Annotated in this window: 22 protein-coding genes; 16 read left to right on the top strand and 6 right to left on the bottom strand. The window is 68.9% G+C overall.

From position 1 onward, the window contains the following. Window positions 1-11 precede the first annotated feature (11 nt). The 16 genes from HUA76_RS39170 to HUA76_RS39245 all read left to right on the top strand — a co-directional run bounded on the left by HUA76_RS39170 (window position 12) and on the right by HUA76_RS39245 (window position 20,373). Window positions 12-743, top strand: a complete 732-nt coding sequence (locus tag HUA76_RS39170; protein WP_141648214.1) for a DotU family type IV/VI secretion system protein — start codon at window positions 12-14, stop codon at window positions 741-743. Continuing rightward, window positions 740-4,453 (top strand): type VI secretion system membrane subunit TssM, encoded by a 3,714-nt coding sequence (tssM, locus tag HUA76_RS39175; RefSeq protein WP_174458793.1) that lies wholly within the window; start codon window positions 740-742, stop codon window positions 4,451-4,453. Before HUA76_RS39170 ends, tssM begins: the two co-directional genes overlap by 4 nt. Beyond that, window positions 4,453-5,388 (top strand): type VI secretion system-associated protein TagF, encoded by a 936-nt coding sequence (tagF, locus tag HUA76_RS39180; RefSeq protein WP_174458794.1) that lies wholly within the window; start codon window positions 4,453-4,455, stop codon window positions 5,386-5,388. Before tssM ends, tagF begins: the two co-directional genes overlap by 1 nt. 21 nt (window positions 5,389-5,409) lie before the next feature. Beyond that, window positions 5,410-7,269 carry a type VI secretion system protein TssA gene (gene tssA, locus HUA76_RS39185; protein ID WP_174463751.1) on the top strand — a complete coding sequence of 620 codons (1,860 nt, stop codon included), beginning with the start codon at window positions 5,410-5,412 and terminating at the stop codon, window positions 7,267-7,269. Between the two features lie 82 nt (window positions 7,270-7,351). After that, window positions 7,352-7,846, top strand: a complete 495-nt coding sequence (tssB, locus tag HUA76_RS39190; RefSeq protein ID WP_174463752.1) for a type VI secretion system contractile sheath small subunit — start codon at window positions 7,352-7,354, stop codon at window positions 7,844-7,846. A gap of 24 nt (window positions 7,847-7,870) precedes the next feature. Next, window positions 7,871-9,355: a type VI secretion system contractile sheath large subunit gene (gene tssC, locus HUA76_RS39195; RefSeq protein ID WP_141647906.1), complete on the top strand. Its 1,485-nt coding sequence runs from the start codon at window positions 7,871-7,873 to the stop codon at window positions 9,353-9,355. Window positions 9,356-9,472: 117 nt separating this feature from the next. Next, window positions 9,473-9,964 (top strand): type VI secretion system tube protein TssD, encoded by a 492-nt coding sequence (gene tssD / locus HUA76_RS39200; protein WP_141647907.1) that lies wholly within the window; start codon window positions 9,473-9,475, stop codon window positions 9,962-9,964. A gap of 74 nt (window positions 9,965-10,038) precedes the next feature. Next, window positions 10,039-10,434, top strand: a complete 396-nt coding sequence (gene tssE / locus HUA76_RS39205; protein WP_141647908.1) for a type VI secretion system baseplate subunit TssE — start codon at window positions 10,039-10,041, stop codon at window positions 10,432-10,434. A 28-nt stretch (window positions 10,435-10,462) separates the two neighbouring features. Continuing rightward, complete coding sequence (gene tssF, locus HUA76_RS39210) at window positions 10,463-12,217, top strand: type VI secretion system baseplate subunit TssF (protein WP_174458797.1); 1,755 nt, start codon at window positions 10,463-10,465, stop codon at window positions 12,215-12,217. Continuing rightward, window positions 12,181-13,224 (top strand): type VI secretion system baseplate subunit TssG, encoded by a 1,044-nt coding sequence (gene tssG / locus HUA76_RS39215; RefSeq protein WP_174458798.1) that lies wholly within the window; start codon window positions 12,181-12,183, stop codon window positions 13,222-13,224. Before tssF ends, tssG begins: the two co-directional genes overlap by 37 nt. An 85-nt stretch (window positions 13,225-13,309) precedes the next feature. After that, window positions 13,310-15,967 carry a type VI secretion system ATPase TssH gene (tssH, locus tag HUA76_RS39220; RefSeq protein WP_174463753.1) on the top strand — a complete coding sequence of 886 codons (2,658 nt, stop codon included), beginning with the start codon at window positions 13,310-13,312 and terminating at the stop codon, window positions 15,965-15,967. A gap of 6 nt (window positions 15,968-15,973) precedes the next feature. Then, entirely contained in the window at window positions 15,974-17,047 is a 1,074-nt protein-coding gene (locus HUA76_RS39225; protein WP_174463754.1) for a hypothetical protein, read from the top strand. Between the two features lie 121 nt (window positions 17,048-17,168). Further along, window positions 17,169-17,558, top strand: a complete 390-nt coding sequence (locus HUA76_RS39230; protein ID WP_254614770.1) for an HPF/RaiA family ribosome-associated protein — start codon at window positions 17,169-17,171, stop codon at window positions 17,556-17,558. A gap of 116 nt (window positions 17,559-17,674) precedes the next feature. Further along, complete coding sequence (locus HUA76_RS39235) at window positions 17,675-18,226, top strand: TlpA disulfide reductase family protein (protein ID WP_174463755.1); 552 nt, start codon at window positions 17,675-17,677, stop codon at window positions 18,224-18,226. A 137-nt stretch (window positions 18,227-18,363) separates the two neighbouring features. Next, the gene (locus HUA76_RS39240; protein ID WP_217440807.1) at window positions 18,364-19,332 is read left to right on the top strand and encodes a nitronate monooxygenase family protein; all 969 of its coding nucleotides are present in this window, start codon (window positions 18,364-18,366) and stop codon (window positions 19,330-19,332) included. Between the two features lie 57 nt (window positions 19,333-19,389). Beyond that, on the top strand, window positions 19,390-20,373 hold the full coding sequence (locus HUA76_RS39245; protein ID WP_141647914.1) for an alpha/beta fold hydrolase: 984 nt from the start codon (window positions 19,390-19,392) through the stop codon (window positions 20,371-20,373). 13 nt (window positions 20,374-20,386) lie between these two features. Here the strand turns inward: HUA76_RS39245 and HUA76_RS39250 are convergent, their stop codons facing one another. The 6 genes from HUA76_RS39250 to HUA76_RS39275 are packed head-to-tail and all read right to left on the bottom strand — an operon-like array spanning window position 20,387 to window position 26,242. Continuing rightward, on the bottom strand, window positions 20,387-20,818 hold the full coding sequence (locus HUA76_RS39250) for a hypothetical protein (RefSeq protein WP_141647915.1): 432 nt from the start codon (window positions 20,816-20,818) through the stop codon (window positions 20,387-20,389). A gap of 31 nt (window positions 20,819-20,849) precedes the next feature. Next, window positions 20,850-21,119, bottom strand: a complete 270-nt coding sequence (locus HUA76_RS39255) for a hypothetical protein (RefSeq protein ID WP_174463757.1) — start codon at window positions 21,117-21,119, stop codon at window positions 20,850-20,852. A gap of 53 nt (window positions 21,120-21,172) precedes the next feature. After that, window positions 21,173-23,167 (bottom strand): AarF/ABC1/UbiB kinase family protein, encoded by a 1,995-nt coding sequence (locus HUA76_RS39260; RefSeq protein ID WP_174463758.1) that lies wholly within the window; start codon window positions 23,165-23,167, stop codon window positions 21,173-21,175. Further along, the gene (locus HUA76_RS39265) at window positions 23,164-23,424 is read right to left on the bottom strand and encodes a phosphopantetheine-binding protein (RefSeq protein ID WP_121763088.1); all 261 of its coding nucleotides are present in this window, start codon (window positions 23,422-23,424) and stop codon (window positions 23,164-23,166) included. The genes HUA76_RS39260 and HUA76_RS39265 overlap by 4 nt, the downstream gene beginning before the upstream one ends. Further along, complete coding sequence (locus tag HUA76_RS39270; protein ID WP_174463759.1) at window positions 23,421-24,707, bottom strand: type III PLP-dependent enzyme; 1,287 nt, start codon at window positions 24,705-24,707, stop codon at window positions 23,421-23,423. Before HUA76_RS39270 ends, HUA76_RS39265 begins: the two co-directional genes overlap by 4 nt. Further along, window positions 24,704-26,242, bottom strand: coding sequence for a class I adenylate-forming enzyme family protein (locus HUA76_RS39275; RefSeq protein WP_256433706.1), 1,539 nt, complete (start codon window positions 26,240-26,242; stop codon window positions 24,704-24,706). Before HUA76_RS39275 ends, HUA76_RS39270 begins: the two co-directional genes overlap by 4 nt. Between the last annotated feature and the right edge of the window lie 6 nt (window positions 26,243-26,248).

Here is a 26,248-nt window from a genome sequence, read left to right on the forward strand (position 1 = left end):
CAGGGATTCCCATGGACCGAGTGACGGAAGCCACGAAGGACTGTTTCGACGCCGCCATCCACCTGCGCGGCTCGGAGGCGGCGGCCATTCCTCCGCCCGAGACGCTCTATCACCGCCTGCGCGGAGTGGTGGACGAGCTCTTGCGGCGCGCCGCCGTGCTCGGCTTCAGCCACCAGGACGCCCAGGACATGGCCTACGCCATGGTGGCGCTCATCGACGAGGTCGTCCTCAGCCGGCCGGAGGAGTACCGGCAGTTCTGGATGACCAACCCGCTGCAGCTGCACTACTTCAACGAGAACATCGCGGGCGACGGCTTCTTCGCCAGGCTGGACCTGGTGCGCAAGGACCCTCACCGCGCCGAGGTCCTCCAGGTCTACTACCTGTGCATGCTCTTCGGCTTCCAGGGGCGCTACCGCATCCGCGGCGGCGAGCTGGAGCTGATGACGCTCATCGACACGGTGAAGAAGGACCTGGAGCGCGCCCGTCCGTTCGACTTCGACGTGCTGTCACCCCACGGTGACCGTCCCACCGACTCGCTGCTCTCCAAGCGCCGCAAGACCCCCATGCTGGCCCTGTCCGCGGGCTCGCTGGCGGTGGCGGTGCTCTTCTACGGCGTGCTGCAGTTCTTCCTGAAGGACAAGGTGGACGAGCTCAAGGGCCGCATCGAGCTGCACGCCGCCAAGAACGTCGCCGGCACCCTGGCTCCGCCGCAAGCGGGCGCCAACCCGGGAGGCACGCAATGATGGCCTACCTGCTACCGCTGCTGGGTATCGGCGCGCCCATGTTCGCGCTGATGACCTACCTGGAGCTCAGCCCGCCCCAGGCCGCCATCGTCGCCGCGCTCGCGGGCCTCTTGGCCATGGGCGTGGTGTGGGTGGTCAAACGCATCCGCGCGCGCCGCGCCGCCAAGAAGCTGGAGGGCGCGCTCGCGGCCCAAGGTGAGGAGCAGGCCGCCACGGTGCGGCCGGACCTGCAGCCCGAAATCAAGGCGATGCAGGACGAGTTCACCAAGGCGGTGGGCGCGCTCAAGGCGTCCAAGCTGGCGCGCGGCGGCAAGGACGCGCTGGCGGTGCTGCCCTGGTACCTCATCGTCGGCCCTCCGGGCGCGGGCAAGAGCACCGCGCTGCGCAACTCCGGCCTGAAGTTCCCCTACCTGTCCGCGCGCGGTGGCGTGCGCGGCGTGGGTGGCACTCGAAACTGCGACTGGTGGCTCACCAACGAGGCCGTCATCCTCGACACGGCGGGCCGCTACACCAGCGCCGAGGAGGACCGTCCGGAGTGGATGGCCTTCCTGGACACGGTGGTGAAGCACCGCCCCAGCCGCCCCATCAACGGCCTCATCGTCGCCATCAGCGTCAGCGAGCTGATGACGGCGGACCCGCAGGCCGTGGGCGAGATGGGGCAGACCATCCGCGAGCGCCTGGACGAAATCACCGGCCGGCTGAAGATGCTGGTGCCCGTCTACGTGATGGTCACCAAGTGCGATTTGCTGCCGGGCTTCGTAGAGATGTTCTCCGACTTGTCCCGCGTGGAGCGCGGACAGGTCTGGGGCTTCACCGTGCCGCTGGAGCACCAGAAGGACGCCAGCACGGACCTGTTCCGCGAGCGCTTCGACGAGATGCTCTCCGTGCTGGAGCAGCGTTCGCTGCGCCGGCTGGGCCAGGAGCGCCGGCTGGAGACGCGCGAGAACATCTACGGTTTTCCGCAGCGCTTCGACGCGCTCCGGAAGAATCTGGCCGAGTTCCTCCAGCCGCTCTTCCTGGAGAACGTGTTCCAGGACACGCCCGTCTTCCGCGGCCTGTACTTCAACAGCGGCACGCAGGACGTGCGCGCGGTGGACAAGGTGTCCCCGTCCGCGGGCGAGATGTTCGGCACCACCAACGGACGGCCGCAGACGGAGGGCGCGTCCGCCGAGGGCCGCAGCTACTTCCTCTGGGACGTCTTCACGAAGGTGATGTTCCAGGACCAGCAGGTGGCGGTGCGCAGCTCGCTGGAGGAAGCGAGGGTGCGCCGGCAGAGCATGGTGCTGGCGGGAGCGGCGATGGCGGCCACGGCGCTGCTGTTGTCCATGCCCACCCTCTCCTATTTCCAGAACCGCTTCCTGGCGGAGGCGGTGACCAAGGCCATCACCGACGTGAACCTGGACCCGCGCGACGACGTGCGCCGGGTCGAGGACCTGCTACCGCTCAGCAAACGCCTGGAGGAGCTGACACGGCACGAGGAAGAAGGCGCTCCGGTGTGGATGCGCTTCGGCCTCTATCAGGGCCACAAGCTGCTGCCGCAGGCGCGCGAGTTCTACAACACCGCCTTGCGGCGGGTGCTGCTGGGCAAGCAGTTCGAGCTCATCCAGCAGCGCCTGGAGGGCTTCGCCCGCAGCCCGGACATGCTCACGCTCCGGGACCCCAAGGAGCACGCGCGGCGCTCGTCCGAGTTCAAGCAGTACGTCGACGACCTGAAGATGTACCTGTTGGTGACGACGCCCCGGGACCCCAAGGAGCCGGAGCTGGACGAGACGCAGCGCCGGTGGCTCGTGCAACAAATCGTCGAGCACTGGGGGCGCGTGCGCGGCAGCGCGCTGGATGAGGGAACGGTCGCCACCCACGCCACCACCTTCATCAAGATGCTGGGCGCCGAGCAGGCCCTCCCCGACGAGCAGAAGCCCGCGCGCGAAGAGCGCATCGCCTTCCCTCGGGAGCACGCCCTCATCGTGGGCGCCCGACGCGCGCTCATCCGGGTGCCCCTGGAGAAGTTGGAGCTGGCGCGCATCGTGGAGACCACGCGCGCGCAGTACGGAGACGTCACGCTGGAGCAATTGATGGGCTCGGTGCCGCAGTTCAGCGCCAACATGGTGGTGCGCGGCGCCTTCACCCGCAACGCCTACGAGAACGAGGTGAAGCAGCAGCTCGAGCAGTCGTTCTCGGACCAGGATGCGTGGGTGCTGGACCGGGACGTCGGCAGCGACGTGGAGGGGTTGCGGCGCGTACTGCACTCAAACTACCTCTCCGCCTACATCCAGGAGTGGAAGGACTTCCTGAACGCCATCAAGGTGGTCGAGCCCAAGGACGACGTCCAGTTGGATGACCTGCTCACCAACCTGACGCGCGGCACCCCCAAGCCGTACAGCCGGCTGTTCAACTCCATCGTCAACAACGTCCAGCTTGAGCGGCGCCCCCCCAAGGTCGAAGCCACGAGCACGAACAAGCTGACGGCGTCCGTGCAGAAGATTTTCGGCTCCGGTGACGACGCCGTCACCGAGAAGAACCGGGAGAAGCTCAACCCGCTCGCGCCCTCCGGCGAAGAGGAGATTCTTCCCCGGGACGTGGCGCGCGAGTTTGCCTCCATCATCCGGTTCGCCACGGAGCGCTACAAGACGGACGACGGCGAGGAGACGCTGACGGCGCTCGTCGAGTACGAGGAGCAGCTCGTCACCGTCCACTCGGCGATGCTGGCGGCGAAGGACAAGCCAGGAGAAGGCGCGGAGCTGGCCAAGAAGAGCAACGCCGCGCGCAGCTACGTGGAGATGCTCATCCGCAAGCAGACGGACAACATCGCCATCTTCCATCAACTGCTGATGCCGCCCTTCAAGGACACCCTCCAGGTCCTCACCCAGGGCCAGGCCCAGCAGAAGAGCAAGCTGTGGTGCGAACAGGTGGCCGTGCCGTTCAACCGGGCCTTCAAGGACATGTATCCGTTCACGGCCAGCTCGCAGAAGGATGCACCGCTGCCCGAAGTCGCGGAGTTCCTGCGGCCCGACAACGGACAGCTGCGCAAGTTCATCAAGGAGCAGCTCAGCGAGCAGCTCGTCCCCACGGGCCGCAAGTGGGACTTCACCTCGTCCGCCAGCGGGAACTACCGGCCGGAGCTGCTCACCTTCCTGGAGAAGACGCAGGCCCTGGCGGCGACCCTGTTCCCGGGCGGCGAGTCGGTGGGCATGGTGGACCCGCTGGTGCGCTTCCAGGTGCGCATCCGTCCCGGCGTCTCCATGGATGGCGCCGCGTCGCAGATTTCGTCCATCGTCTTCACGCTCGACGGCACGGACGAGGTGTACCGCAACGGTCCCGATACCCTGTGGAAGCCGATGATCTGGCCCGGCCAGGCCGGCAAGCTCGGCGCGCGCATCCTCGTGCAGAGCGTGGATGGCGCCACGGAGTCCACGCTGGAGGCCGAGGGCGACTGGGGCCTGTTCCGCCTGCTCGAGCGCGTGAAGAAGATCGAACCCAGCCCGGACGGGCGCTACTTCACCGCGACGTGGGAGATCGAGGAGATGAATGGCGCGCAGGTCTCCATCGACTTCCGGCCGGAGCGCACGACCAACCCCTTCTTCGGGCTGGCGGGCAACACGTCCAAGCTGATGGGCATCTTCCGGGACTCCGGCATGAAGGTCCCGATGGGCATCGCGCTCAACGGCAAGGGCTGCGAGCCGGAGGCCGTGGCCGCGGGCGGAGCCCCCTGATGGCGGTGCAGCAACCTCCTCGCATCGGCCTGCTGGGAAAGACGCCACGCCAGGCGGAGTTCATCCGGTTCAACGCCTCCACGCCGCTGGCCCTCCACCTCTACGGGTGGATGGAGGCGGGCGTGGAGCGCGCGCGCAAGGCGCGGATGGACCTGCCCTCGGAGCCCGCGCACTTCGTCTTCACCGCCCCAGGCCAGAAGCAGGCGCTGGTGGGGCTGATGGCGCCCAGCGTGGACAGCGTGGGCCGCGCCTTTCCGCTGGCCGTGTTCACCGAGGTGCCCTCGGCCAGCACCGCGCTCCGCTTCGCGCTGACACCAGAGGCCTACCAGCCCTTCCTTCGCGCGGCCGGGGCCCTGGCCCACGCGGCGGCGGAGCTGGACGTGCCGCGACTCACCGAGCGCGCCACTGCGCTGCCCGTGCCGGGCCCGGGTGACTTCAGCGTGGCGGAGCGCCTGCGCGACAGCGTCCTTTCGGAGCACCACCTCGCCGACCTGCTGGGACCCGTGACAGAGGGCTCGCCCGCCGGAGGGCAGTACTACGCGCTGCACACCTTCCTCACCGCGTGCATCGGTGAGCGCGGACGCGAGCAGTCCGCCGCGGGCGTGGTGCTGGACTGCCCTTTGACGGCGCGCGTGGGCCCGGTGGCGTGGTTGGAGCTGTCCTCGCGCCTGTTGCGCTGGCCCCACCAGCCGCCGTCCTTCTTCTGGTCCGAGGGAGACAAGCCCCGGCTGCTCTTGAGCCTGGGCTCCGCGTCGCCCTCCGTCTTCCTCGCGCTCGCCCAGCCCGGCCGCCCCGGCGCCCAGGTGTGGCCGCTGCGCACCGAACGTCCCGCCGCCATCGACAACGCGCGCAAGGGCCTGACGGCCTCCGCGCGCCAGGTCATCGACTCCCCCACCACCACCCTCGACCAGCTCCTGCGCGCCTTGTCGCGCTGAGGGCACACGATGCCTCACACCATGCCTCCCACCCTCGAAGAGCTCCGTGAGCGCGCCCGTCCCTGGGTCGAGCCCGTGCCCGGCACCGCGCCCGCCGGAACGCAGGCGAAGCACGACCCCGCCTACGAGGCCATCACCGCCGAGGTGGCGAAGCTGGAGTCCCCCGCCAGCAACGCCGTGCGCTGGGACGAAGTCGTTCGCGGCGCCGACGAGCTGCTCAAGGGCACCACCAAGGACCTCTGGCTCGCCTCGTATCTGGCCTACGGCCTCTACGTCACCCGGGGCATGGACGGCGCCGCCACCGGCGCGGCCCTGCTCGCGGAGGTGACGGAGCGCTTCTGGCCCGACCTCTTTCCGGAGGTGAAGCGGCTGCGCGCGCGCGCCAACGCCGTGGGCTGGTTCGTGGAACGCCTGGGCAGGCTGCTGCCCACCATCGACCAGGCCAGCGTGAGCGCCGAGTCCCTCGATGCGCTGGCCTTCGCCATCAAGCGACTGTCCACCCTGTCGCGTGAGCGCTTCGCCGACCAGACCCCCGCCTTCGGTCCGATTCAGGACGCCATCGCCCGGCTGCGCGCCGGCCTGCCCGAGCCCCTGCCCGAGGCGCCCCAGCAGCAGGACGCCGCTTTGGCCGAGCCCGTGGACACCGCGCCGACAGCAGCTCCCGTGACCGGCCCGGAGTCGTCCTCGAGCCCCGCCCACGCCGACGCCGCGTCAGCCGCGAACACTCACACGGCCCCGAGGACCGAGCCGCCCGCTTCCCCGAAGACCGCGCAGCCGCCACCACCGTCGCGCCCCGCGTCCCCTCAGGTCGGCGCCCAGCCTTCCGCGCCCCCGCGCCCCTCGTCCCCGAAAGTCGCCGCGCCCAGCACCGTCGTCGTGCCTCCGCTCCCCACGCTGCCCGCGCAGCCGGACCTCTCCAGCACCGAGGCCGTCACCGACTTCCTGCGCAACGTCGGCGCCGCGCTCCTGGGCGCCGCGAGCGCGCTGCGTCACGCGAGCAGCGCGGACCCCGTCTCCTACCGTCTGCTGCGCAACGGCGTGTGGCTGCACCTGGCGCGGCCGCCTGCCACCGGTGCCAACGGCCGCACGACGCTTCAGCCGCCACCGGACTCGCTGCGCTCCAAGCTGGAGACCCTGGAAGCCAACCAGCGCTGGAGCGAGCTGCTCGACGAGGCCGAGTCCGCCGTCGCCCAATACCGCTTCGCCCTGAGCCCGCACCGCTTCAGCGCCGCCGCGCTCAAGGGGCTGGGTGAAACACACACCACGGCCCACGCCGCGCTGGTGCGGGAGTTGCGTGTGCAACTGCGCCGCATGCCAGGCGTGGAGGACCTGCTCGCCGCCGACGGCTCTCCCCTCACCGACGAGGCCACGCGCGCCTGGCTGCGCGCCGAGGTCCTCCAGGCGGCCCCCCGCACGACCGCGTCGTCCCCGGTCCGCGCCCCGACGACAGCCATTCGCCTGCCGCCGCCGTCACTCGACGCGGAGTCCGCCGGCGCGCAGCCCCTGGGCGAGGAGGAAACCCAGGCGCTGCTGGCCGAGGGCCGCGTGCAGGAGCTCGTCGCGGGGCTCCAGGCGGATGTCGCCGCCGCGGGCACGGGCCGCGCGCGCTTCGTCGCCCGCCTGACCCTGGCGCGCCTGTGTGCCCAGGCAGGACAACTTCCTCTGGCGCGCGCGCTTTTCGACGCGCTCGACGAGGAGGTTTCCTCTCATGCGTTGGACCAGTGGGAGCCCACGCTGGCGGCGGCCTGTCTCGAGGGATGGCTCGCCACCCGCACCGTCGAGGAAAAGGAGGGGGGACGGTTGGCAGCAAAAGTTCGAAACCGCTATCGTCGTCTCGCACGGCTGGATTCTTCCGCCGCGCTCCGCGTCGTCGGCCCCTGACGTTCCCAGGTTGTTCCGCGGCGAAGCCTCCCCCATGCGACGCCCGCGCATTTCTACGTAGGTCTCAAGGAGAGAGCCGCAGATGAGCAAAGAGAGTTCCGTCGCCCCTACCGAGCGCGTCAACATCGTCTACAAGCCCGCCACCGGCAATGCGCAGGAGCAGGTGGAGCTGCCCCTGAAGGTCCTGATGATGGGGGACTTCACGGGCCAGTCGGATGACAGGCCTCTGGAGCAGCGCGCGCCCATCAACGTGGACAAGGGCAACTTCAACGAGGTGATGGCCCAGCAGAACCTCAAGGTCACCCTCACCGCCGCGGACAAGCTGTCCAGCGACGCGGGCGCGACCATGAATGTCTCGCTCCAATTCAAGAACCTGTCGGACTTCACGCCCGAGAGCGTCGTCAATCAGGTGCCCGAGCTCAAGAAGCTCCTGGAGCTGCGCAGCGCGCTCAACGCGCTCAAGGGGCCCCTGGGCAACCTTCCCGCGTTCCGCAAGAAGCTTCAGGCACTCCTGGCCGACGAAGAGGGCCGCAAGGCGCTCATCAAGGAACTGGGGCTCGAGGAAAAGTCCAAGTAACCGTTTACGGGGAACAGAGACACCATGCCTACCGAGACCCTGACCCAGAAGTCGCCGGTTGCCGGCGCCGATGCCTCGCTGTCCCTGCTCGACGAAATCCTCTCCGAGGCGAAGCTCAAGCCCAAGGACGAGGGTTACGACGTCGCCAAGCGCGGCGTGCAAGCCTTCATCACGGAGATGCTCGCGCCCAACCGCTCCGAGGAGCGTGTGGACAAGGCGCTCGTCGACGCGATGATCGCCGAAATCGACAAGCGCCTGTCGTCGCAGGTGAATGAAATCCTCCACGCCTCCGAGTTCCAGAAGCTGGAGTCGTCCTGGCGTTCGCTGAAGTTCCTGGTGGACCGCGTGGACTTCCGCGAGAACACCCGCGTGGAGATGCTCAACGTCTCCAAGGAAGACTTGCAGAAGGACTTCGAGGACGCGCCCGAGGTCGTGAAGAGCGGTCTGTACAAGCTCGTGTACTCCAACGAGTACGGCGTCTTCGGTGGCAAGCCCTACGGCATCATCTCCGCCAACTACGACTTCGGCGTGGGCCCGCAGGACATGGAGCTTCTACGCAAGTGCGCGTCGGTGGCCGCCATGGCCCACGCGCCGTTCATCGCCAACACCGCGCCGGAGACCTTCGGTGAGCCTACCTTCCTGAAGCTGCCGGACCTCAAGGACCTCAAGTCCCTGTTCGAGGGTCCGCAGTACGCGCGCTGGCACTCGTTCCGCGAGAGCGAGGACGCGCGCTATGTGGGCCTGGCCCTGCCGCGCTTCCTGCTGCGTCTGCCTTATGGCGAGAAGACGGTGCCGGTGAAGGCTTTCAACTTCACCGAGGACGTCGTCGGCAGCCACGAGAAGTACCTGTGGGGCCATGCCTCCGTCGCGCTGACGTCGCGCGTGGCGGACTCCTTCGCCAAGTTCCGCTGGAGCCCGAACATCATCGGTCCCCAGTCCGGCGGCGCGGTGGAGAACCTGCCCCTGCACCAGTACGAGGCCATGGGGGAAATCCAGACCAAGATTCCCACCGAGGTCATGCTCACCGAGCGGCGCGAGTACGAGCTGTCCGAGGAAGGCTTCATCGGCCTGGTGTTCCGCAAGGACTCCGACAACGCGGCGTTCTTCAGCGCCAACTCCACCCAGAAGCCCAAGTTCTTCGGCAACACCCCGGAGGGCAAGGCCGCTGAGACGAACTACCGTCTGGGTACGCAGCTGCCATACATGTTCATCATGACGCGCCTCGCGCACTACATCAAAGTGCTGCAGCGCGAACAGATTGGCAGCTGGAAGGAGAAGGCCGACCTGGAGCGTGAGCTGAATCACTGGCTCAGCCAGTACATCTCCGACATGGACGACCCGGCGCCCGCCGTGCGCTCGCGCCGCCCGCTGAAGGCCGCGCGCGTCGTCGTCGAGGACGTGGAAGGTCAGCCCGGCTGGTACCGCTGCAGCCTGCAGGTGCGCCCCCACTTCAAGTACATGGGTGCGTCGTTCACCCTGTCCTTGGTGGGTAAGTTGGACAAGGAGTGATGGACCCGCTTCACCGTGTGTCGTTGAGATCAGCTATTCTGTGGGCTCCACTCCCAGGCTCGAAATGAGCCTGGGCCACCCGCGCGCCTTCGCGCGCACAGCAAAGAGGTTGGTTCCATGGCTGAATCAGTTTTCGTGTACCTGAAGGCAAACGGGCAGGATATCGCGGGTGAGAGCACCCAGACGAGCCTCGGCCGCGAGGGCGCCATCGAGGCCATCTATTACGAGCAGAAGGTGTTCACCGCTCGTGAGGCGGGCTCGGGCCTGGCCGTGGGTCGCCGTCAGTACGAGGGCATCACCATCCGCAAGCGCATCGACAAGGCCTCGCCGCTGCTGATGAAGGCGCTGTGCGAGAACACCGTCATCGAGGCGACGTTCAAGTTCTTCCGCCCGAACCCCTCTGGCGACGGGACGACCGAGCAGTTCTACACGACGTCCATCAAGAAGGCGCGCATCAACAGCATCAAGCAGTTCGTGCCGGATGCGTTCGTGCCGACCAGCTCCAACAGCCCTCCGCTCGAGGAGCTGAACATCGTCTTCCACACCATCAACTGGACGTACAGCAACGGCGGCCAGACGCACGAGGACACCTGGGACACCCAGCGCTGATGCGTGCTCCTCCACCGGTCGTCCGTGGCGCAATCGACACGGGCGGCCGGGGGTGGCCTCAATAAAAGACACGCATGGGCTCCCGAGGTTTGTTGTCACGTATCGCCGAAGGCAATGGCGCGCTCGCCCCACCCGGCGACGTGGTGGAGTCCATCGCGGAGCACCTTCGCGCGTTGCTCAACACGCGCAAGGGTGAGTCCGTGGCCTCACCGGCCTTCGGCATCCTGGACTTGAACGACATCGTCCACACGTACCCATCGGCGGTGCCGCGAATGGCGCAGTCCATCCGCACGGCCATCCAGGACTTCGAGCCGAGACTGAAGAGCGTGGTGGTGAATCACTCGCCGGACCCGGATGATCCGACGGCGCTGCGGTTCGACATCACCGCGCAGCTGGCGACGCGCACGCGAAAAGGCACGGTGCGCTTCCACACGCAGATGAACCCGGGCGGGCGCGTGGACCTGTGGTGAACCGCGGGGTGTTGGGCGGAGGGCGAGGATGTTCAGCAAGTACTACCTGAGCGAGCTGACGTACCTGCGGGAGATGGGGCGGGCCTTCGGGCTGGCCAACCCGTCGCTGGCGGGCCTGCTGGTGGAGCGCGGCGCGGACCCGGACGTGGAGCGGCTGCTGGAGGGCTTCGCCTTCCTGACGGCGCGCATCCGCGAGCGCGTGGACGACGACGTGCCGGAGCTGGTGCATGGGCTGACGGAGCTCCTGCTGCCGCACTACCTGCGCCCCCTGCCCGCCGCGTCCATCGTCGAGTTCTCCCCGCACCTGCGCGCGCTGCGCGGCCGCTCGAAGCTGGCCGCCGGGGCGGAGGTCGCCTCGCAGCCCATCGACGGTACCCGCTGCGTCTTCCGCACCACGACGGACGTGGACCTGCTGCCGGTGCAGCTCACCGACGCGATGCTGGACCGCTCGTCGATTACCTCCCCCGTGCTGCGGCTGTCGTTCCAGACGACGGAGCAGGGCCGCGCCGAGGTCTTCCGCCAGCAGGGCCTGCGCCTGTTCATCCACGGAGAGCTGTCCGCCTCCGCCGTGGTGCTGCTGTGTCTCTTGCGCTACTGCGGACAGGTGCGGGTGCGCGGCGCGTCCTCACAGGGCGACGGAATCAAGCTGCCCGCGGGCTCCCTCCAAGCGGTGGGCTTCCAGCGCGACTTCCGCCTGCTGCCGTGGCCGCGAGCGAGCGAGGGCTACCGGCTGTTGCAGGAGTACCTGACGCTGCCGGAGAAGTTCCTGTTCTTCGACGTGAAGAACCTGGACGCGGCGGCGATGAGCGTCCGTGAGGACCGGTTCGAAATCGCCTTCCACCTGGAGCGGCCACCGCCCCTGGACGCGCGCATCCACCGGGAGATGTTCCGGCTGCACTGCGCTCCGGTGGTCAATCTCTTCAGCGCCCCGGCCAACCCCGTCCTCCACCACGCGCTGGACCGCGAACACCTGCTGCGCGCCGCGGACCTGCCACCCAACCACGCGGAGGTGTACTCCGTGGATTCGGTGACGGGCCTCCAGTCGGGCCGCAACGAGCGGCGCGGCTACCGGCCCTTCTTCGAGTTCAGCCATACGGCGGGCGGCGACGCGGAGCAGTCCTTCTACCGGCTGCGGCGCATGCACTCGCCGTTGGATGAAGGCATCGACATGTACATCACCCTGGAGACCCCGCGCGACGTGGCGCCGGTGCTCGGGGCCGAGGAGGCGCTCTCCATCGACCTGACGTGCACCAACCGCACGTTGCCGTCGCGCCTCCAAGTGGGTGACTTGACGGAGTCCACGTCCGCCAGCCCCACCCAGGCGAAGTTCAAGAACATCTCCCCGGTGAGCCGGCCCGCGCGCGCGCCGCTGGGCGCGGAGCTGCACTGGCGGCTGTTGTCCCATCTGGCCATCAACCAGCACTCGCTCGCGGACGCGGCGGCGCTGCGGCGGCTGATGGACCTGTACAACTTCCACTCGCTCACCGACAACCTGGCCGCGCGCGCCAGCCGCCTGCGCATCAACGCCATCCGCGCGGTGGAGACCAAACCCGTCACGCGCTTCCTGGAGGGCGCGCCGCTGCGAGGCCACCGCACCCGGGTGGACCTGGACGAGGAGAACTTCATGGGCGTGGGGGACTCGTTCCTCTTCGGCTGCGTGCTGGAGGAACTGCTCGCGTCCCACGTCACCATCAACTCCTTCAACGAGCTGAGCATCCGCCTCCACCCCTCGCAGACGGAGTACATGTGGCTTCCGAGGAACGGCTCTCAGACGCTCTTGTAGAAGAGGCCCGGAAGCTGGCCGAGGCGGCGCCCCGGGTGGGCTTCTTCCCGCTGGTGGCCTACCTGGAGCGGCTGACCAAGGACGCGGTGCGCGTGGGCGGGCCCGGGCCCGTCAACGAGGAGATGATCCGCTTCCGGCATGACCCATCGCTCGGGTTCCCTTCCGGCGACGTCAGCGAGGTGACGCTGCGCTACGTGCCGGTGCGGCCGGAGGACCCGTCCTCACGCCGCCCCTTGTTCGAGGTGGTGACGCGCTTTCTGGGACTGACGGGCGCGGTGAGCCCCCTGCCCCACTACATCGCCGAGGAAGTCGCGCAGGAGGACCCGGACGCACCCGTGCGACGCGAGTTCCTGGACCTGTTCCACCACCGGCTCCTGTCCCTGCTGTATCGAATCGAGTCGAAGTACCGCATCACCAGCGAGACGGACACGTCCTTCACGGACCAGTGGTCCCGGCGGCTGCTCGCCCTGGGCGGCTTCGACACGTACGAGCAGCCCCGCAAGGGAGGCCTGCCGACCTGGCGCCTCCTGCGCATCGCCCCGCTGCTCGCCAGCCGCTCCCGCACGGCGGAGCAGTTGGAGGTCGCGCTCCAGGACGTGCTGAACGAGGACCTGGAGGGCGCGAAGGTGTCGGTGCGGCAGTTCGTGGGCCGCTGGGTGGACATCGACGCGCGGGTGCAGTTGGGGCGGGCCAACCATCAGCTCGGCCGCAACATGCTGCTGGGGGGCAAGGCGTTCGACCGGACGGGGAAGATTCAGCTGCACATCAGCCCGCTGCCGCCGCGCGCCTACAAGCGGCTGATGCCGGATGGAGACCTGCTACCGCTGGTGCGGGAGGTGGTGTCGCTCTTCGTCCGGGACCCGCTGGAGTATGATCTGGAGCTGGGTCTCACCGAAGGGGTGCGTCAGCAGTTCCGGCTGTCTCGCAAGGAGCCGAGCCAGCTCGGCCGCGACACCTGGCTGGGCTCCAGCCAGCAGACACACCTGAGTGTTCCCGTCGTGAGATGAGACGCTCCGGGATGGGCGGCCCCGGGGTGCGGGGATTTACGGCGTAACAGCCGCCCGGTATACCGTCGACCACCGTTGTCACAGCTTGGGGGCTCCCATTCGCGTCGATCCGAAAGCGCTTGTCCGTCGCCTGACGCCCACCTCCACCCGCCTGTTGGAAGCGGCGGTTGCTCGCGCGAGCGCGGGACGGTTCTACGAAATCGTCCCCGAGCACATGCTGGCGCAGATGCTGGAGCCCGAGGACTCGGACGTGGCGCGCCTGCTCCACCACTTCGGGGTGGACAAGCGGCACCTGGCCACCAGCATGGAGCGCGCCCTGCAGGGCCTGCGCGCCGGCAACGCGGGGCGGCCCGTCTTCTCCGAGACGCTCTTCCAGTGGTTCGAGGAGGCGTGGCTCCTGGCCTCGGTGGAGCACGGCGCGACGCGGCTGCGCTCGGGGCACCTGTTCGTCCAGTTCATCACCCGCCGCTCGCGCTACACCGCGGAAATCTTCCCCGAGCTGGACGCCATCTCCCGCGACGAGCTGCTGGGCTCGCTGGACGTGCTGCTGCAGCCCTCGCCGGAGAACGTGGAGGTCACCACGGCCGACGGCGCGGCGAGCGGCTCGGGTGGCGGCGCGGCGGGTGCGCCGGGAGGCCGGGGTGACGAGGCGCTCAAGCGCTTCGCGACGTCCTTCACCGGGCGGGTGCGCGAGGGGAAGATCGACCCCATCTTCGGCCGTCACCGCGAAATCCGGCAGATGGTCGACATCCTCTCCCGCCGCCGGAAGAACAACCCCATCCTGGTTGGCGAGCCGGGCGTGGGCAAGACGGCGCTCGTGGAGGGCATGGCCTGGGCCATTGTGCGGGGCGAGGTGCCGGAGGCGCTGCGCAACGTGGACCTGCTCGGCCTGGACCTGGGCCTGCTCCAGGCCGGCGCGGGTGTGCGCGGCGAGTTCGAGAACCGGCTCAAGGCCGTCATCGCCGAGGTGAAGGCGTCCCCCACGCCCATCATCCTCTTCATCGACGAGGCGCACACCATCATCGGCGCGGGTGGCTCGCAGGGCGGCAGCGACGCGGCCAACCTGCTCAAGCCCGCGCTGGCGCGGGGCGAGTTGCGCACCATCGCCGCGACGACGTGGGCCGAGTACAAGAAGTACTTCGAGAAGGACGCGGCGCTGGAGCGGCGCTTCCAGCCGGTGAAGGTGGACGAGCCCAGCGAGGCGGACGCGGAGCTGATGCTGCGCGGCCTGCGCCCCACGTATGAGGCGTCCCACGGCGTCACCATCCGCGACGAGGCCGTCACCGCGGCCGTGCGACTGTCCAGCCGGTACATCTCCGGCCGGCAGCTCCCGGACAAGGCGGTGGACCTGCTCGACACGTCGGCTGCCCGCGTGAAGATCGAGCTGTCCACGCGGCCCGAGGAGCTGGTGGCGCTGGAGCAGGAGATCTCCGGCCTGGAGCGCGAGCGCGACGCGCTCAAGCGGGACTTGGCCGACGGTGAAGGTGGGGAGGACGCGCAGGAGGCACTGGCCGAAGCGGAGGCGAAGCTGCGCGCCACCCAGGACTCGCGGGCCTCGCTGCACGCGCGTTGGGAGACGGAGCGCGCGGCCGTCGTCGCGCTGATGAACGCTCGCAAGGCGCTGCGAGAGCCTGCCCCGGGTGCCGAGCCCGCGGCGCTCAAGGAAGCGGTGGACGCGGCGGCGAAGTCGCTCGCGGCGGCGCGCGGCGAGTTCCCGCTGGTGCACTCGGACGTGGACGCGGACATCGTCGCGCGCGTCGTCGCGGGTTGGACGGGCGTGCCGGTGGGGAAGATGCGCGGTGACATGTTGGAGGCCGTGCTGAACCTGGAGGACCGGCTGCGCACCCGCGTGCGTGGACAAGAAGCGGCGCTCAAGAAGGTGGGCGAAATCATCCGCATCTCCCAGGCGGGCATCCGCAACCCGGACGCGCCGATTGGCGTGATGCTCTTCGTGGGGCCCAGCGGCGTGGGCAAGACGGAGACGGCGCTGGCGCTGGCCGAGTCGCTCTACGGCGGCGAGCGCTTCATGACGACGCTCAACATGAGCGAGTTCCAGGAGAAGCACACGGTGAGCCGGCTCATCGGCTCGCCGCCGGGCTACGTGGGCTACGGCGAGGGCGGCCTGCTCACGGAAGCGGTGCGGCAGCGGCCCTACTCCGTCGTGCTGCTGGACGAGTGCGAGAAGGCCGACCTGGAGGTGATGAACCTCTTCTACCAGGTGTTCGACAAGGGGATGCTGACGGACGGAGAGGGCCGCGCGGTGGACTTCAAGAACACCGTCATCATCCTCACCAGCAACCTGGGCTCGGACCGGGTGATGAAGATGTTCGAGGACGGGCTGGAGCCCTCGTCGGAGCAGGTGCTCACGGCCATCCGCCCCACGCTGAGCCAGCACTTCAAGCCCGCGCTGCTGGCGCGCATGACGGTGGTGCCCTTCGGTCCGGTGCAGCGCGACGTCATGCGGCAGATCGCCGAGATGAAGCTGAACAAGCTGGTGGGCCGGCTGCGCGAGGCCCACGACGTGGAGACGACGCTGGCGCCGGAGCTGCTGGACGAGCTGGCGCGCCGGTGCACGGAGTCGGAGATGGGAGCGCGCAACATGGAGCAGATCCTCCAGGGCTCGCTGATGCCCGTGCTCTCCCGCGAATTGTTGCAGCACCTGGTGGGCGGCGCGGTGCCCCCCAAGCTGCACGTGGCCCTCACCGCGGAAGGCGACTGGGACCTCCGGTTCGCCGAGGCCTGAGAACCCATGAAACGAACGCTTCAGGTCTGCGGTGTCGCGCTGTCCCTTCTGGCCGGCTGCGCCAGCGTGCCCAAGCCGGCGATGTGCTTCGCCGAGGCGGGCCCCAACGCACGCTCGTTCCCCACGCCGGACACCTGGTTCGCCCTGCTTCTGCACGGCTATGACAAGGACGCCGGCACGGCTCCGCACCCCGCGGTGGACTGCGCGGGCGCGCCCGTGTGGTGGCAGGACCCGACCGCCGACGAGTGCGTGGAGGCCGGCCCCGACGCCCTGCCCCTTCCGCCGTCGCAGAAGCTCACCGAGGAGGACCTGGTGCTGGAGACACTCCAGGCCGGCCAGCGGCTGGCGTGGGTGATTACGCGGCGCTTCACCAACGGCGAGGCCCTGGGGCCGGTGGCGCTGGTGGAGACGACGGAGCTGGGCTTCCGCGTGGAGGCGCTGGGCTCGCTGCGCTCCATGCCGAAGAACGCGAAGCTGCGGCTGGAGCGCGTGGGTGGCACGGATGTCCTCGTCGCGGAGGGCGACGCCTGCACCACGGACGGCACGGACGTGTGCCGCCGGCACGCGCGCATCATGCCGCTGCGGCGCAACCGCTTCTTCACGGAGTCGGTGTCCAACCCGGAGCGCACATGTCTGGGCGCGGCGTGGTTCCCGCTGTCGCGCGAGCTGACCTTCAAGCTGCCCAACAACCTCACCCGCAAGTTCGAGCTGACGTCATCGCTGTCCTTCAGCGAGGCGGGCATCGGCGTGCAGGAGCAGGTGCAGGTGAGCGACTCGGACCCGGCGCAGCCGGACGTGGGGCCGCGCATCTACCGCCGGGCCCAGGACACCCGGACGCTGGTGCTCGCGGACAACGCGCTGGTGAGCACCAAGGCGTCGCTGTGGTCTCGCATGGTGGAGCAGCAGGTGCGCATCGGCGCGAAAATCGAGCCAGAGAAGCCGCTGGTGCCCATGCCGCCGAAGAACAAGCCGGCGACGGCGGAAGCCGCGCCCGCGACGACGCCCCCCGAGGACGCGAGCAAGCCCGTGGCTCCGCCCGCGAAGGCGCCTCCGGCCGCGGCGAAGAGCGGCGGCCCGTAAAGGGCGAACAGCGCGTCGCGCGTCCTCATTCCGCCCCGGAACCCTTCGTTTTTTCGAGGGTCCTCCGGGGCTTTTCCTATTGGCGCAGAAACTCCCGGGCCTGCAGATAGGAGATAGGCCCATGGTGGGCCAGAAGGAGCCGAGGATGCGAATCGAAATCCGAGCCCGACACTTCACCCTCACTGACACCCTGCGTCACCACGTGGAGCGCCGCGCGCGCTTCGCGATGGGGAGACTGTCCGACAGGGTTCGTGAGGTCATGGTGCGCTTGGAGGACATCAACGGCCCACGCGGCGGCGTGGACAAGGTGGCCAAGGTGACGGTCCAGCTCGAGCAGGGCGGGCAGCTCGCGGCGGAGGCCGTGGACGCGAGCTTCGCCGGGGCGGTGGACCGGGCCCTGGAGCGCGCGGGCCACGCGGTGGGCAAGTCCCTGGGACGCACCCACCGGAGCGATGGGGAGAGCGTGAGGACCGCGCCCTGGGAACCCGAGGAGCTGCCAAGTCCCTCCTGACGTGAGCTGAGCCGCGTCAGGGTCCTTCCACCCGGAGGGGCCCTGACGGTGGCGGGATGATTCGGTGCCGCGTGAGCCCTGGCGCTCGCGCGGCACGGTGTGTGTGGAGGTCTTGGATGCAAAGCGGGTCCGGAGCACTGGCCAACGTGCGTGCCGCATGGGCGCGAGCGCGTCAGCGCTGGTGGGTGCGGTGGGGCGTGGACCTGGTGTTGCTCGCGCTCGTCTTCGTGGCGGTGGCCGCCTGGCAGACGCGACACCTTCCAGGCTCGGGCGCTCCGGCGCCGGACTTCACGCTGCGCACGCTGGAAGGCGAGACGGTGTCGCTTCAGTCGCTGCGCGGCAAACCCGTGGTGCTCGCCTTCTGGGCGCCCTGGTGTGGCGTGTGCGGCGCGGAGTCCTCCAACCTCTCGCAGTTGCGGCGGCTCGCGGGAGACTCGGCGCACGTGGTGTCCGTGGCGCTGGCGTACGAAGACGAAGAGGCCGTGCGACGCTTCGCGCGAGAGCATGCGGTGGACTACCCGGTGCTGCTCGGCGACGACTCGCTTCAGCAGGCATGGCGGGTGAACATGTTCCCCACGGTGTTCTTCCTCTCGCCCGAAGGACGCATCGAGCGCTCCGTGGTGGGCTACACCACCCTGGCGGGGCTGTCCTGGCGGTGGATGCTGTAGCCCTGTTGGGGCTGGCGAGACATTTCGCGCGAGGCATCGACGTATCAGCCAATAAACAACCGGCACCGTGGGGCCTTTGTCGGCCTCGTCAACATTGGCCTATGAGCGCCAGTGTCCCCGACCCCCGGTGCCTCATCATGAAGACTCGTTTCACCGAACGCTTCGAGCTGAAGTATCCCATCGTCTGCGCACCCATGGCCCTGGTGGCCGGCGGGCTCCTGGCGGGAGCCGTCAGTCGTGCCGGTGCGATGGGCCTGATTGGCGGGGGCTACGGCGACGCCGATTGGATTGCCAGGGAACATGCCCTCGCCGGTGACGCCGTCGTGGGCGGCGGCCTCATCACCTGGTCGCTCGACAAGAATCCCCAGGTCCTCGATGCGGCGCTCTCCCACAAGCCGCGCGCCTTCATGCTGTCTTTTGGAGATCCCCGCCCCTACGCCGCGAAAATCAAGGCCTCGGGTGCGGCGCTGATTTGCCAGATTCAGCGACTCGCCCAGTTGGACCTCGCCCTGGAGGCGGGTGCGGACATCATCGTCGCGCAGAGCAGCGAGGCGGGCGGCCATGGCATGACCAACCGGGCCACCATCACCCTGGTCCCCGAGGTCGCCGACATCCTCGCCGCGCGCTCACCGGACACGCTCCTGCTCGCGGCCGGAGGCATCGCCGATGGGCGGGGGCTGGCGGCGGCGCTCGCGCTGGGCGCGGACGGCGCGCTGGTGGGCTCCCGGCTGTGGGCCAGCCGCGAGTCGCTGGGGAACAGCGCCTCCAAGGAGATGGCCGTTCGTTTGACAGGAGACCAGACGGACCGCTCCATCGTGTTCGATATCCTACGCGGGTTGCACTGGCCACCGGATTACACTTTCCGCGCCCTCCAGAACACGATGACGGAGCGCTGGTCCGGTCGCGAGGAGGAGCTGCTGGCCGTCGTTGACGAGGAGCGCGCGAAGTTCCAGGCCGCGCTGGCCGCGGGCGATTACAGCATCGCACACACCCCCGTCGGACAGGCCGCGGGCTTGATGCGAGACATTCCCACCGCGGCGCAGATACTTGAGCAGATGGACAGACAGGCCGGTGACGTACTTCTGCGGCTGAGTCTACGGACCTAGCTTCCGCGCGCGCATGAACGGGACTCGTGACGAGGACCGGGCGCGCTCGGAGGCTTCATGAATCGCGCGGCGAAGTGGGCGATCGGTCTGGGTCTTGCGGGGGGCGCGGCCCTCGCGTTGGCGGTTCGACGGGACCGCCCCGCGGGCGAAATCGAGGCACGACGCGCACGCAAGCCGTCGAAGTTCATCGACGTCGACGGCCTGCGGACGCACTACCGGGACCAGGGCACCGGCCCGGTCCTCGTGCTGCTCCACGGTTCCAACGCATCGCTGCACACCTGGGAAGGCTGGATGGACGCGCTGACGCGCGAGTACCGGGTCATCACCATGGACCTGCCGGGGCAGGGCCTCACCGGGCCGGACCCCCAGAATCGCTACAGTCCGCTGGAGGAGGTCGCCTGGCTGGACGCCTTCGTGTCGGCCCTGGGGCTCAAGCGCTTCACGCTGGGCGGAAACTCCATGGGGGGCGGCCTCGCCTGGCGCTACACCGTGGTCCATCCGGAGAAGGTGGAGCGGCTCATCCTGGTGGACGCCTTCGGCCTGCGGCGCGACGAGCCGATACCGTTCTCCCTGCGGCTCTACGAGACGCCCGTGCTCAGCCGCGTGGTCCGCTGGACGACCCCGCGCTTCATGGTGAAGCGCACCGTGAAGGGCACGTATGGCGACCCCCGGCGGGTGACACCGGAGACCGTGGACCTCTACGTGGACATGCTCCTGCGCGAGGGCAATCGCGAGGCCACCCGGCAGCGCTTCGCCCAGAAGGACGGGGACCCGTCACTCGAGGCGCGGCTGTCGGAGATAAAGGTCCCCACGCTCATCCTCTGGGGCAGCCGCGACGAGTGGATCCTCCCCAAGTACGCGCGGCAGTTCCAGTCGCGCATCCCCCAGTCCCGTCTGGTGATGATGGAAGGACTGGGGCATGTGCCCATGGAGGAAGACCCCATCCAGACGGTGGCCGTCGTCCGGGACTTCCTCCAGCAGACGTCGCCCCGGCTGGCCCACGAGCCCGCGACACGGCTCCAGCCCGCACAGCAGGGCTAGGGCCGTAAGCGCGCTAGCGACCCAGCGGGCCGGCGATGAACCGCGCGACGGCCCGCACCTGCTTGCGGTTGCGCTTGTTGTCGATGGTCCGGGTGAGGTCGAGAGGCACCTTGCTCAAGGTCTTCAAGGAATCGCTCGCCGCCTTGCCGGAGTTCTTCATCAAGTCTCGCAGGGCGCCGTCCTTCTTCTTCTCGGCCGAGGCCTTCTGCTCCCGACGATAGGTCTTCAGCCCGTCGGAGACGGACGCGGACAGGTGCTCCATCGCACGACTCGCGTTGTCGTGCGCCTTGTCCAGGTTCTTCAACCCCTTGCTCGTCTTGCGCTTCTTCTTCTTGCCCTGCGAACGGGTGCGTTCAATCACCACCTCGGTCGCGACCATCTGTCCACCGTTGCCATCCACCCTGACGGCCGTCTCGGTGGTCACTTCCTTGCCTGGAATGCTCATGACTTTCGCTCCTCGAGTCCACTGCGTGGGTTCAGGGCATGAAGGGGGGCATGAACGGCAGCGACAGCCCACCCCGCTTCTTCTTCTTGGCCTGCTTCCGGTAGATGAGGACGACGGGGACCAACTGCTTGCCAAAGGCCTCTTCGCCCAGCCTGTCCCGGACTTCGTTCAGGGCCTCGCCCACTTCGAGCATCAGCGCGCCTCGGCCTCGCTTGAGGTCCTTGAGCTTCTTGTTCCGCTGCTTGCCCATGTCGATGACGACGGGAATGGAGCTGATGCCGTTCGGGGATTCAATTGTCATATCAGTATTCTCCCTTCATGTTGTCCGGGCCCTGCCGCCCACGTGCGGGCCAGTCAGAGCGCGGTGCGTGAGCCCGCTTCTCGGTCCTTATCCGAGAGCCTGAAGCTGATGCCTCGCAGCGTCACCGCCAAGGCAAGCAGCACCGCGCCCAGGAACAGGGGACTGAGCAGCGTCTGGCTCCAGGCCTGGCCAGACAACACCTCCGTGGCGAACGCCTCGCCCGCACCCTGCCCTCGCCGGGTGATTCCCACCACCGCCGCCCCCACGCGAACCGTCAGCGCCCCCAGCAACAGCCAGCTCCCCGCCCGCAGCGCCTGCGACAGGGCGAAAGAGACGGTCCGCTCCGTCACCGCGAACCGATAGGTCGAGGAGTCGAGGAAGCGCTGGACTCGATAGAAGCCGGCCACAGCCGCTTCGTAGAACTGTTCGTAGCGAATGAACGAGCGGTCCTCGGACAGACTGTCCAGTTTCCGGTTCAATCGCTCTCGCATCCGTCGGCCGAGCTGCACCTCGTACCGGCGGTACTCCCGATAATGGTCTATGCGGGGTTCCAACCGGGCCGCCAGGCTGTCGGAGAGCATGGTGGAGCGAATCATCCGCAAGGTGTTGAGGTTCATCGGGACCCTGTACTCCTGGGCCAGCTTGAAGAACCCTATCCAGAGGTTGGCGGAGGTGCGCTCCCACCAGCGCGAGGTGCGACTCTTGTTCGCATAGAGGTCCTGCCAGAAGATGCCCTCCAGCTTGCGGGAGAACTCCTCCACGTCCACCGCGGGCAGGGGTTCAAGCAGCGCGAGCACCGCGGACACCATCCGCCCCACGTCCTCGTTCGCCTGCGCGTCCGCGATTTCGCGCCACACCCGGCGCTCCCTCGCCGTGAAGGCACCGCAGGACCCAAAGTCGATGAGCACCAGCCGGCTGTCCGGTTGAACCATCACGTTCGCCGGGTGCAGGTCCGCGTGGAAGAAGAGCCCTTCCTGGGCGCAGAGGCGGGCAATCTTGAGCAGCCTGCGGGCCACCTTGCGGGGCACGATGCCCAGCGTGGCGAGCGACGACAGCCCCGGCTCATCCTTGCGCTCGGCCGCGGAGATGAGGTCCTTGAGCCAGATGCCGGAGACGAACTCGGTGACCAGCACCTCGTGGTTGGACAGCTCGCCATACACGCGCGGCGAGCGCACGAAGCGCTGGCCCAGCTTGTCCATCCGGTCCTGGAAGAGCTCCGTGTAGCGGGCCTCCCGGACGAAATCGAGCTCCTCGTAGAGCATGGTGCTCAGCTCGTGGAGCAACTGGCGCGAGTAGCCGGGAGGAACGAACCACAGCTCCGCGAGCCCGAGAATCCACCCCAGCGCGCGCATGTCCGCGGCGAAGAGCGAGCCGACCCCGGGCCGGCGGACCTTCACCGCCACCTCCTCCCCGCCATGCAACACCGCGCGGTAGACACAGGCGACGGAGCCGGAGCCCACGGGCGCCGCGCTCAACTCGGAGAACACCTCTGCTATCGGCCGCTGGAGGGACCGCTCGACGATTTCGCGTACCTGGGAGAAGGGAATGGGCGGCGCGGCGTCGAGCATCTTCTCCAGCTCCTGCGCCACCGGATACGGGAGCAGGTCCACGCGGATGGCCATCTGCTGGCCCAGCTTGATCCACGTCCCCCCCGCTCGCTCAATCAGGCGCCGCAGGTGCTGGCCTCGCGACTGGATGGAGTCTCGCCGCCGGAGCACGTCCGCGCCGATTCTCACCAGCAACCACAGGGCCCCGAAAATCCAGACGCCCAATTGGAGCAGTGTCTTGCCAATGCTGGCGCGGTACTGCTCCGCCTCGCGCTGGTGGGGCGTGGGCGGGGCCTCCCAGGACCGCGCCCGGAGCTGCTGCCCCAACGCCTTGGCCGCCTCGATTCTCGAGTCCTGCGCCTCGCGCTTGCGCCAGCGGTCGACCGCCGAGGACACCCGCTGCTCGCGCGCCACGGGGGTGCGCGCCGGTGAGGAGGGGGCCGCCTCCTTCACCGGCCGCGCCGGCTCCACCTTCTCTGGGACGGCGCGGAGCGAGCTCACTGGGCGGCGCCGCGCAGTTGATGGACGATGGTCTCCAGGCTCGCCGGGGAGTGGAAGGTCTCCGCGGTGAGGAGCGCGTCCGGGAAGGAAATCTCGAACGCTCCCTCGAGCGCGAGCATCAGATTGATGGCGTTCATCGAGTCCAGCCCCATCTCGTTGCAGGGGCGCGCCATCTCCACCGGCTCGTCGGGCGCCACGCGGGGAAGGAACTCGCGAAGCACCTCGATGAGCCTGGTCCTCACCTCGTCCGTATTCATCGTGTCTCCTCCGACGAAAGCGACCCTTGGATGGGCAAGCGCGTGTGGGGCTCGTGTCCCCAGCGCAGCCGGTGCACCGCGATGACCTCCCCGTCCCGGTGGGCCAGCTCCAACGGCGGCGGCCGGCTCAGGAACCCCGTGAGGCTCGCGGTCGCCCCATAGGCTCCAACGTTGGGGATGAACACCCTGTCTCCCACCCGGAGCGGCGGCAGCTTGAGATTGCGTGCGAAGCAATCCAGCGGCGTGCACAGCGGCCCCACCACGTTGACCTCCTCCAGCACTCCGGGCTCCACCTCCCCGCCCGCCCGCGCGACGCCGATGCCGACCAGCGGCACCCGCCCCAGACCCGACATGCCGCCCAGGTGGTGGATGCCACTGTCGAGGACGACGTACTGCTTACCCTTCGAGCGCTTCACGTCCATCACCGTCGACCAGAGCGTGCCCGAGGAGCCGCAGAGGCGACGCCCCGACTCGAACCACAGCGAAGCGGACGCGGTCCTCCGTCGCTCCGCGGCCAGTTGCGCGAGCGGCTCGCGCAGGGGCGCCAGTTCCGGTCCGACACCGGGCGTGGCGAAGGGCCAGGGGAATCCGCCTCCCAGGTCCATCACCTGGAAGGGGAGCTCGAACGCACTGGAGAGCGACTCCCCCACCTCCAGCGCCACCCGCAGCGCGGAGAGCAGCGCGGGAATATCCGCGAGCTGGGTGCCCTGGTAGATGTGCAACCCCATCAGCTCGACGGCACCGAGCGCGGCCACGCGTGCGCGGCCCTCGCGCCACTCCGCCTCGTCGAGACCGAACTGGCTGCTCACGCCACTCATCGCCAGCCGGGCCACGGGAGGCGCATCCGGGTTGACGCGCAGGAGGACTCGCGCCCGAAGCCGAGCGGCTCGCGCGGCCCGGTCGATGCGCTCCAGGTCCGTCCACGACTCGGCGGAGAAGCGCGTCACGCCAGCGCCGAGCGCCCCACGCACCTCGTCGGCGCTCTTGCCCGGGCCGGAGTAGAGCACCCGCTCCGGAGCGAAGCCCGCGGCCACCGCCACCGCCAGCTCTCCAGGCGACGACACCTCCGCATCGCAGCCGAGCCGGCAGAGCGCCTCCGCCATCGCCGGAAGCGGGTTGGCCTTGAGCGAGAACAACACCCGGCTGCCCTCTGGCAGGACGGACATGAGCTCGCGCGTGCGCCGCTCCACGTCCCCCAGGTCGTAGACGTAGAGGGGCGAGCCGTACATCTCCAACCATGCCGCGGCCCGAGCCGCCAGGTGCGGACTCATCGGCGCGCTCATGGCTGTCCTCCCGCCGTCAGCAGACTCGCGAGGGCCGCCCGGTCCAGCTTGCCGTTGGCCGTCCTCGGCAGCTCTGGCACCCAGTGCACCTGGTCCGGAACCTTGTAGGGCTCCAGGCGACTGGCGAGCGCATCGAGCAGCCCGGCCTCGCGCGGCGGCGGCGCGCCTGGGAGGGAGGTGACGAAGAGGTGCAACCGGTCGACCTGCGCCTCTTGCACCACGCCCGCCTCCGCGACACCGGGCAGCCCGCAGGCCACCTCTTCGATTTCGAGCGGGTGCATCCGGAAGCCCCGGCGCTTGAGGAGGAAGTCCCGGCGCCCGACGAACTGGAGGAAGCCCTCCGCGTCCATCCGGAACAGGTCACCGGAGAACAGCACGCGGCCCAGCCCGCGCGGGTGCACGCGATAGCGCAGCGCGGTCTCCTCCGGCGCCCGCCAGTACCCGAGCGCGACGTGGCGCCCCTGGATGACCAGCTCCCCCACTTCGCCTGGCGGAAGCACATGGCCCTGCTCGTCCAGAATCATCGCCTCCGTGCCGGGCAGCGCGCGCCCCACCGAGCCCGGGTGTGCCTCCAACTCCTCGGGCAGGAGGATGGAGACGCGCTTGCACTCGGTCAGTCCATACATGGGGAACACCGAGACTCCCGGCAGTTGACGCCGGAGATGCTCCACGTGGCTGGCCGGCAGATGCGCGCCCGTGTTGGTGAGCGCCCTCAAGCGGAGCGCGCCCGCCCCACTCCGGCCGAGCAGCTTGAGCAACGCGGCGAACAACGTGGGCACGCCGGGAAGCACGGTGACCCGCTGTCGCTCCAGCGTGGTGACCAGCGCCGGCCCGGCCAGCTCCGCGCTCCCGACGAACACGCCCGCCCCCACCTGCGCGGCGAGGAACACCTGATACAGGCCGTAGTCGAACGAGAGCGGCAGGAAGACGCCCACCACGTCCTCGGCGCGGTACTGGAGCCGCTCCTGGATGGCGGCCACCACGAAGAGGATGTTGTCGTGGCTGAGCGTCACGCCGCGCGGCGCTCCCGTGGAGCCGGACGTGTAGATGAGACAGACCGGATCCACGTCCACACCCGAGAAGGGCGGACACTCCGCGGGCTCGCTGTCCAGGATGCGCGACAGCCGCATTCCCGAGGCCGGCTCCGCGCCCTCCCCCACCCAGACGATGGGCACGTCGGCGAAGGCAGGCGCGAGGTGCGCGGTGGACTCGTCCAGGAAGGCCACGGTGGGCGTCACCTGCTCCAGAATCCTCCGCAGGCCCGGCTCGCGAATCGCGCCATGCAGCACCGCGAAGATGCCGCCCAGCCGCGCCGTCGCGAACGCGGCCAGGGCCGCCTCCGCGCGGTTGCGGGTGAGGATGACGGCCCTGTCTCCCCGCCGGAAACCCTGGCGTGAAAGCCAGCCCCCCAGACGCCGGGTGGCCGTGGCGAGCTGGGCATAGGTGAGCGAGGACCGGTCGTCAGACAAGAACAGACGGTCTCCATGATGGCGCTCGGCTTCTTCCAGCAAACCGCAGAGGTGATGGGGCGACATGCGTGT

Source organism: Myxococcus sp. CA056 (assembly GCF_013336715.1).
GTDB lineage: Bacteria > Myxococcota > Myxococcia > Myxococcales > Myxococcaceae > Myxococcus > Myxococcus llanfairpwllgwyngyllgogerychwyrndrobwllllantysiliogogogochensis.

Excerpts from the sequence above, each read along its gene's own strand:
- HUA76_RS39250 (WP_141647915.1), bottom strand. The coding sequence starts at position 20,818 with ATGAGCATTCCAGGCAAGGAAGTGACCACCGAGACGGCCGTCAGGGTG.
- HUA76_RS39230 (WP_254614770.1), top strand. The coding sequence starts at position 17,169 with ATGGTGGGCCAGAAGGAGCCGAGGATGCGAATCGAAATCCGAGCCCGA.
- HUA76_RS39245 (WP_141647914.1), top strand. The coding sequence starts at position 19,390 with ATGAATCGCGCGGCGAAGTGGGCGATCGGTCTGGGTCTTGCGGGGGGC.
- HUA76_RS39170 (WP_141648214.1), top strand. The coding sequence starts at position 12 with ATGGACCGAGTGACGGAAGCCACGAAGGACTGTTTCGACGCCGCCATC.
- tssA (WP_174463751.1), top strand. The coding sequence starts at position 5,410 with ATGCCTCCCACCCTCGAAGAGCTCCGTGAGCGCGCCCGTCCCTGGGTC.
- HUA76_RS39225 (WP_174463754.1), top strand. The coding sequence starts at position 15,974 with ATGAAACGAACGCTTCAGGTCTGCGGTGTCGCGCTGTCCCTTCTGGCC.
- HUA76_RS39235 (WP_174463755.1), top strand. The coding sequence starts at position 17,675 with ATGCAAAGCGGGTCCGGAGCACTGGCCAACGTGCGTGCCGCATGGGCG.
- HUA76_RS39255 (WP_174463757.1), bottom strand. The coding sequence starts at position 21,119 with ATGACAATTGAATCCCCGAACGGCATCAGCTCCATTCCCGTCGTCATC.
- tssB (WP_174463752.1), top strand. The coding sequence starts at position 7,352 with ATGAGCAAAGAGAGTTCCGTCGCCCCTACCGAGCGCGTCAACATCGTC.
- HUA76_RS39265 (WP_121763088.1), bottom strand. The coding sequence starts at position 23,424 with ATGAATACGGACGAGGTGAGGACCAGGCTCATCGAGGTGCTTCGCGAG.
- HUA76_RS39270 (WP_174463759.1), bottom strand. The coding sequence starts at position 24,707 with ATGAGCGCGCCGATGAGTCCGCACCTGGCGGCTCGGGCCGCGGCATGG.
- tagF (WP_174458794.1), top strand. The coding sequence starts at position 4,453 with ATGGCGGTGCAGCAACCTCCTCGCATCGGCCTGCTGGGAAAGACGCCA.
- tssM (WP_174458793.1), top strand. The coding sequence starts at position 740 with ATGATGGCCTACCTGCTACCGCTGCTGGGTATCGGCGCGCCCATGTTC.
- tssD (WP_141647907.1), top strand. The coding sequence starts at position 9,473 with ATGGCTGAATCAGTTTTCGTGTACCTGAAGGCAAACGGGCAGGATATC.
- tssF (WP_174458797.1), top strand. The coding sequence starts at position 10,463 with ATGTTCAGCAAGTACTACCTGAGCGAGCTGACGTACCTGCGGGAGATG.
- HUA76_RS39275 (WP_256433706.1), bottom strand. The coding sequence starts at position 26,242 with ATGTCGCCCCATCACCTCTGCGGTTTGCTGGAAGAAGCCGAGCGCCAT.
- tssC (WP_141647906.1), top strand. The coding sequence starts at position 7,871 with ATGCCTACCGAGACCCTGACCCAGAAGTCGCCGGTTGCCGGCGCCGAT.
- HUA76_RS39240 (WP_217440807.1), top strand. The coding sequence starts at position 18,364 with ATGAAGACTCGTTTCACCGAACGCTTCGAGCTGAAGTATCCCATCGTC.
- tssE (WP_141647908.1), top strand. The coding sequence starts at position 10,039 with ATGGGCTCCCGAGGTTTGTTGTCACGTATCGCCGAAGGCAATGGCGCG.